Genomic DNA, 6263 nt, shown 5'->3' with positions numbered 1-6263 from the left:
AGCGCTCAGAACTCAACTGCATGGATCATCTGTGGCGCCCCCTGAAGCAACGCGTTTCCGCCAACCGTCAGTACCCCACGGTCGAGCAGCACGTCGGCGCCGCCATCCGCTGGGTGCTGGGCCTTTCGGCCCAGGACGCCCTCCGCAAGGCGGGCTGCCTCGCCGAGGGCTTCTGGCTACGCGATTTGTTAGAGAACTTCTGGCGACCTACTTAGGTCGTCTGGCAGGCGTGCGTTCCGGACCGCGCCCAGGTGCGGTCCGGAGGCCACGGATGGGGGTGGAATCGCGGGATTCCCCCTCGGTGACGCGCACGGGCATGGCGGGTGCACTGAAGCGGACGTTCCTGGGGAATCATCCCCCCGCTCAAGTGTCGACGGAGCCTCACCCGCGCTGCTATGCACCCCGCCATGGAAGTCCTCTCCGCATCGCGCCGCGCGCTCGTCGTCGCGCTGGCCCTGTTGTTGACCGCCTGTCCCAAGGCGCCCTCGCAAACGGATGGTCGGGACACGCCCGACGGCGAGCCCACCGGCCGCCCCCGCGTGGAGGTGAAGCAGGACGCGACCGCCAACGCCGCGCTCGCGCAGGCCCGCGCGGAAGCCCAGGCCCAGCCGGACAAGAAGAAGGCCGCGGAAGCCTACCTGTCCGTGCGCAAGGCGTACCCGGCCACCACCGCCGGCCAGGACGCGCTCTACAACGCGGGCGTCCTCTTCTTCGAGGCGAAGGACTACGCCAACGCGCGCAAGACCTTCAACGAGCTCATCTTCGAGAACCCCCTCTACGACCAGGCCGAGGACGCCAAGCACAAGCTGGCCCTCTCCGCGATGGAGGTGGGCGCCTACCGCGACGCGTACCAGACCCTCACCAGCCTCGCGGAGCGCGCGGAGGGCGAGAAGAAGGAACAGCTCCTCCGGGAGGCGGCGCGCGCGGCGGAAGGCGCGGGCCTGTACTCGCAGGCGCTGACCACCGCGGTGAAGGAAGCCGGCGAGGCGCAGACACCCGAGGACCGGGCCGCCGCGGTGGCGAAGGTGGAGAAGCTGGTGGAGGGCCGCGCGGACTTCATCGACATCGCGCGCACGCAGGAGGGCCTGTCGCCCTCCAACCCCGCGTGGCCGGTGCTCCAGTTCAAGCTGGCTCGCATCTACTACCACCTGCGCGACTGGACCCGCCTGGAGGAGACGCTCCAGCGCTTCCTGCGCGATGCTCCGGACAGCTCCTTCGCGCCGCAGGCGAAGGAACTCCTGGCGCGCGCCACCCGCCGCGTGGAGGTGCGTCCGCGCACCGTGGCGGTGCTGCTGCCCATGACGGGCCGCTACCAGCCCATCGGTGAGGCGGTGCTGCGCGGCGTGAAGCTGGCGCTCCAGGGCAGCGACGTGGAGCTGGTGGTGAAGGACACGCAGGGCGACGTCAACAAGACGGGCCAGGCGATGGAGCAGCTCGCGTTCGACGACGGCGCCATCGCGGCGCTGGGGCCGCTGCTGGTGGACGACACCAAGCGCGCGGCGCTGCTGGCCGAGGAGCTCCAGGTGCCGCTTTTGACGCTGAGCCGTCAGGAGGGCATCACGGACATTGGCCCGTACGTCTTCCGCAACATGCTGACGAACTCCGCGCAGGCGCGCGCCATCGCGGACTACGCGATGAACGTGAAGGGCTACAAGAAGTTCGCGGTGCTCTACCCGAACATCCCCTACGGCGTTGAGCTGGCGAACGAGTTCTGGGACGAAGTCGTCGCCCGTGGCGGCGCGGTGCGCGGCGCGGAGGCGTACACGCACGACCAGACCACGTTCACCAGCGAGGCCAAGCGCCTGGTGGGCCGCTACTACCTGGAGGACCGCGGCGACTGGGCGGAGGCCGTGCGCGACGTGCAGGGTGAGAACATCACGGACGCGTACCGCCGCCGCAAGGCGATGGAGAAGGCGCGCAGTGGCGTGGAGCCCATCGTCGACTTCGAGGGCCTCTTCATCCCGGACGACTGGCGCCGGGTGAGCCTGGTGACGCCCGCGCTCGCGGTGGAGGACATCGTCACCAACGCGTGCGACCCGCGCGACCTGGAGCGCATCCGCAAGACGACGGGCAAGAAGGACCTGAAGACCGTCACGCTCTTCGGCACCAACCAGTGGAGCAGCCCCAAGGGCCGCTCGGGCCTGCCGGAGCTCTTGGAGCGCGGCGGCAAGTTCGTCACCTGCTCGGTGTACGTGGACGGCTTCTTCGTGGACTCGCAGCGTCCGGCCACGCAGAAGTTCGTGAAGTCCTACCGCGAGGCCTACAAGGAAGGCGGGCGCGACCCCGGCCTGCTGGAGGCCATCGGCTACGACTCGGCGCGCATGGTGCGGCAGGTGCTGGACAAGCAGCGCCCCAACACGCGCGCGGCGATGCGCGAGGCCATGGCGGGCCTGAAGGACTTCGACGGCGCCACCGGCCGCACCTCGTTCAATGACAAGCGTGAAGCCGACAAGCAGCTGTTCCTGCTGTCGGTGGACAACAAGGGCGTCAACGAGATCAACGTCGACAAGGAGAAGGCCGCCGTCCGCGGCTCGGGTTCATGAGCGCGCGCGCTGGGGGCTTCGTCCTCGCGGGCATCCTGTGCCTGACGGGCTGCGGGCACGCCCGCGTGGGGCTTTCGCCGGACACGCTGACGCGGCTGGAGGCGACGCCGGGCGGCTACCTCACGGGCCCCGTGGAGGGCTTCGGCACGAAGCCCGCCGTCCTCAACCGCAAGGACTTCATCTGGGCGCTGGACTTCGCGCCCCGGGGCGGGCGCGTGGCGTACACGCGCCTGGGCAACAAGGCGTACCACGTCTCCGTGTGGAGCCTGGACGCTGGCGCCGCGAAGCCGGACGGCGCGGACGCCCGGGCCCCGGTGATGCTGGCGGATCCGGAGGTCAACGCGCAGCAGTACGACCTGGAGGGCGTGAGCTTCTCGCCGGATGGCGCGCTGGTGGCCACGGTGAGCCGCAGCGGCGCGGTGCAGTTGTTCGACGCGGCGACGGGCGCCCAGAAGGGCGCGCTCGCCACCGAGGAGCCGCTGGTGTCGGTGGCCTTCCACCCGGATGGCCGGTGGCTGGCGGTGGGCAGCGCGCAGGGGCTGGTGACGCTGCTGTCGGTGCCGGGGCTGGCTTTCGGCGCGGAGTCGCGGCTGCACGTGGGGCCGGTGAGCGCGCTGGCGTTCGCTCCGGACGGGACGCTGTATTCGGGTGGCTGGGACGGCCACGTGCGCGCGTCGGACACGCCGGAGCAGTCGCTGCGTCCGGACGTTGCGCGCACGCACTTCGAGCGGCGCGGCGGCTTCGCGGCGGTGCAGGGCAGCCTCAACGGGGGTCCGCCGGTGGTGCTGGCATTGGACTCGCGCCTGCCGGGCGTGGTGCTCACCACGGCGGCGGCGACGGCGTCTGGCATCGACGTGGCGTTCCTGAAGGACACCGTCACCGTGCCGGGCGCGCTGGGCAACACGGTGGCGCGGCTGGCGCGGGCCCAGACGCTGCGCTTCAAGGCGCTGGTGTTGAGGGGCGTGGACGTCGCGGTGTGTGACGCGTGCGTGCCCCAGGGCAGCCAGGGCGTGCTGGGCACGGCCTTCAGCGACCGCGTGGACACGGTCTTCGACGAGACGACGGCGGAGGCGGTGCTCACGCTCAAGGGCGGCGTGCCCGAAGGCACGCCGGAGGTGGTGGCGCGGGGGCTGACGCCGAAGGCGGACTTCCCCTTCCCGGCGCACGTCAACGACGTCACCGTGGATGCGCGCGGCCAGCGCCTGGGCGTGGCCTTCAGCGAGGAGAAGGCGGAGCGTAACCGCAAGGTCTACGAGCGCGAGCGCAAGGGCCTGGAAGACCCCCAGGGGCCGTGGAACGCGGGCGCGCTGGTGGACGCGGGCTCCGGCAAGGTGCTGCGCAAGTGGGAGGTGCACCACGGCGTGGTGTCCTCCGCCGCCATCTCTCCGGATGGCCGTTCGCTGGCGTCGGGCGGTTGGGACAAGACCGTGCAGCTCTTCACCGAAGCGGAGCCGCTGCCCCGGGGCACGCTGGAGTTCGGCTGGTCCGTGCGCCGCGTGCGCTTCGCTCCGGACGGGCGCCAGGTGGGCGTGGCCGCGTGGACGCCGCAGAAGGTGACCGGCAACCAGGAGAGCGACCCGGCGGCGATGGTGGTGGGCGTGCACTACGCGTCCCCCGCCGTGGAGGCGCGCGCGACGGTGGCGGCGCCCCCGGCGGTGGAGGCGACGCCGGCTCAGTAGTTGAGGAACACGGCGCTCTGCGGAACGCCGCGCAGGCGCAGCTGGGCCATCACGTCCTGCACCATCTCCGCCTGTCCGCACACGAAGGCGACGGCGTTCTCCAGCGGCTCCTCGCCCAGGTGGGCCTGCACGTAGCCGGTGAGGCCCTGCCAGCCGCTGGCCCCGGGCTGGCTCACGGTGCGCACCACGCGCACGTCGTCCGCCTGCCACCGCTCCAGCTCCCGTGCGTAGGCGAAGCTGCCCGGCGTGCGCGCGCCGAAGTACAGCGTCACCCGGCCGTACGCGCGGCGCTCCTGGTGCAGGCTGGCGATGACGGGGCGGATGGCGGAGATGCCGGAGCCGCTGGCGAACAGCAGCAGGTCATGGCCGCGCGCCTTCTCCATGGGGAAGCCGGGGCCTTCCGGGCGCGACACCTCCACGGGCGTGCCCATGGGCAGGCGCAGGAGGGCGGAGGGCAGGGCCCCATCGTCCTTGAGGAGGAACTCCCAGTGCGTGCCGTCGGGGGCGGGCGGCGAGGCGATGGCGAACATGCCCGGCGCCTGGCCAGGGAGGCGCAGGCGCACGTACTGCCCGGGGTGCGCATGGGTGCCCATGAGGGCCGTCCCCCGGAGGTCGAGCACCAGGTCGGTGAGGCCATCCGCCGCGGGGGCGCGGGCACCGACGGTGGCGGTGTGCCAGTCGCTCATGGGGCCTTTCTAACCGGACCTTCTGTCACGTGCCCACCCTGGGTAGAGTCGGGGGCGTGAAGACCGTCTTCTGGCTGTTCATGTTCCTGGTCGGCCTGGCCGGCGTGGTGATTCCGCTCACGTACCTGTACACGGCCAGCAAGCTGCCGCGTCTGGAGAGCGAGTTCGACGTCGAGAGCCAGCTGCGTCACCGCATCGAAGGCGACCGCATGAGCGTGATGGTCGGCCGCATGGACGGAGGCGGCAGCGAGCGCGCGCGGGTGGCCTTCTCGCGGCCGGACTTCTCGCGGATGCCCAAGGACCTGGTGGCGCTCTACATCCGGCAGATGGACTGCCCCACCTACTTCCAGACGCCGCGCGAGGACGGGCGCGCGTGGGCCTGGCGCCTGTTCGCGGGCGTGACGTTCGGGACGGTGCCTCCCGGGGACGGCGCCTGCGAGCGGCGGCTGGCGATGCGCATCGCGCGGGAGGTGGGCATCGAGGGCACCCTGCCGCTGTCGGTGGCGGCGCACCGGCTGCACGCCTTCTTCCAGAAGGACCAGCTCATCGCCTACGAGCTGTCCATCCTGCGCTTCGAGCGCGGCGTCATCGGCGTGGAGGACGCGGCGCGCAAGCTCTTCGGCCGCGAGCTGGCGGAGCTGCAGCTGTCCGAGCTGGCGGAGCTGCAACTGGCGCTGCCTCCCTACGGTTTCTACTCCGACCTGAAGACGTGCAAGAACTCCAGCCTCATCCGGCAGAACCGGGACCTGCTGCTGCAGGACCTGGCGGGGTACTCGCTGGTGAGCGAGGAGCGCGCGCGCAACGCCATCGCGCAGCCGGTGGCGTGCCTGTCGGTGAAGTAGCCGTCGCGGTGTCCGGGGGCGCGTGCCTCAACGCCGCACCTCCGGGGGCACCTGGGACAGCCAGCCCACCTCCAGCGCGGCCCACAGGCCCAGGAGGATGGCCTCGGCGGCATCGTGGCGCAGCGACGTGGGACGGGGCGCGTGGGACCAGTCGATGACCCGCCGCGCGAGTCCATCCGCGGCGTCCTTCGCCTGGGGGCCGCTGCGCTGCTCACGCGCGTAGAGCAGGCGCGAGCGCCAGTCCTCGGCGGCCACGCGCAGCACGGGCAGGGCGCGGCGTGAGGCCTCGCGCTCCCAGACGTCGGCGATGGGGCCGCCGCCCTCCAGCACGAGCCAGGCGAGGGGGGCCGCGTCGAGGAGCACGGCGGGCACCGCGCGCTTGAGCCGCGCGTGCGTGCCGAAGTTCTGCGAGCGGTACCACCGCAGCCGCCCGTCCGCGCCGAAGCGCGCGAGCCCGGAGCGAAGCCCCAGGTCCACCGCGAGGAGCGCAGGGCCGGGGGCGGCGTTCACGGG

At 71.9% G+C, this 6263-nt stretch carries 6 protein-coding genes; 4 read left to right on the top strand and 2 right to left on the bottom strand.

Annotated features, from left to right (window positions below):
* From D7Y13_RS36755 to D7Y13_RS36745, 3 genes are all read left to right on the top strand, one after another.
* Positions 1 to 215: hypothetical protein (locus D7Y13_RS36755; protein WP_439329238.1), on the top strand; the 215-nt coding region annotated here is incomplete at its 5' end.
* A 192-nt stretch (positions 216 to 407) separates the two neighbouring features.
* The gene (locus D7Y13_RS36750; RefSeq protein ID WP_233595985.1) at positions 408 to 2543 is read left to right on the top strand and encodes a penicillin-binding protein activator; all 2136 of its coding nucleotides are present in this window, start codon (positions 408 to 410) and stop codon (positions 2541 to 2543) included.
* The gene (locus D7Y13_RS36745; RefSeq protein ID WP_120585908.1) at positions 2540 to 4222 is read left to right on the top strand and encodes a WD40 repeat domain-containing protein; all 1683 of its coding nucleotides are present in this window, start codon (positions 2540 to 2542) and stop codon (positions 4220 to 4222) included. The genes D7Y13_RS36750 and D7Y13_RS36745 overlap by 4 nt, the downstream gene beginning before the upstream one ends.
* Here the strand turns inward: D7Y13_RS36745 and D7Y13_RS36740 are convergent.
* Entirely contained in the window at positions 4216 to 4908 is a 693-nt protein-coding gene (locus tag D7Y13_RS36740) for a ferredoxin reductase domain-containing protein (protein ID WP_120534839.1), read from the bottom strand. The genes D7Y13_RS36745 and D7Y13_RS36740 overlap by 7 nt on opposite strands.
* 56 nt (positions 4909 to 4964) lie before the next feature.
* Here D7Y13_RS36740 and D7Y13_RS36735 point away from each other — a divergent pair, with 56 nt between their 5' ends.
* A complete protein-coding gene (locus D7Y13_RS36735) occupies positions 4965 to 5750 on the top strand; it encodes a transglycosylase domain-containing protein (RefSeq protein ID WP_120534838.1) in 786 nt (261 codons plus the stop codon).
* Between the two features lie 27 nt (positions 5751 to 5777).
* Here D7Y13_RS36735 and D7Y13_RS36730 read toward each other — a convergent pair.
* The coding region (locus D7Y13_RS36730; protein WP_233602187.1) for a hypothetical protein at positions 5778 to 6263 on the bottom strand (486 nt) is incomplete at its 5' end.

The sequence above is a fragment of the Corallococcus praedator genome, from assembly GCF_003612125.1.
GTDB lineage: Bacteria > Myxococcota > Myxococcia > Myxococcales > Myxococcaceae > Corallococcus > Corallococcus praedator.
This window is presented reverse-complemented; position numbering and strand designations above follow the sequence as displayed.

What these genes read in the sequence shown, in the direction of transcription:
- D7Y13_RS36750 (WP_233595985.1), top strand. Translation starts at nt 408, where the DNA reads ATGGAAGTCCTCTCCGCATCGCGCCGCGCGCTCGTCGTCGCGCTGGCC.
- D7Y13_RS36745 (WP_120585908.1), top strand. Translation starts at nt 2,540, where the DNA reads ATGAGCGCGCGCGCTGGGGGCTTCGTCCTCGCGGGCATCCTGTGCCTG.
- D7Y13_RS36740 (WP_120534839.1), bottom strand. Translation starts at nt 4,908, where the DNA reads ATGAGCGACTGGCACACCGCCACCGTCGGTGCCCGCGCCCCCGCGGCG.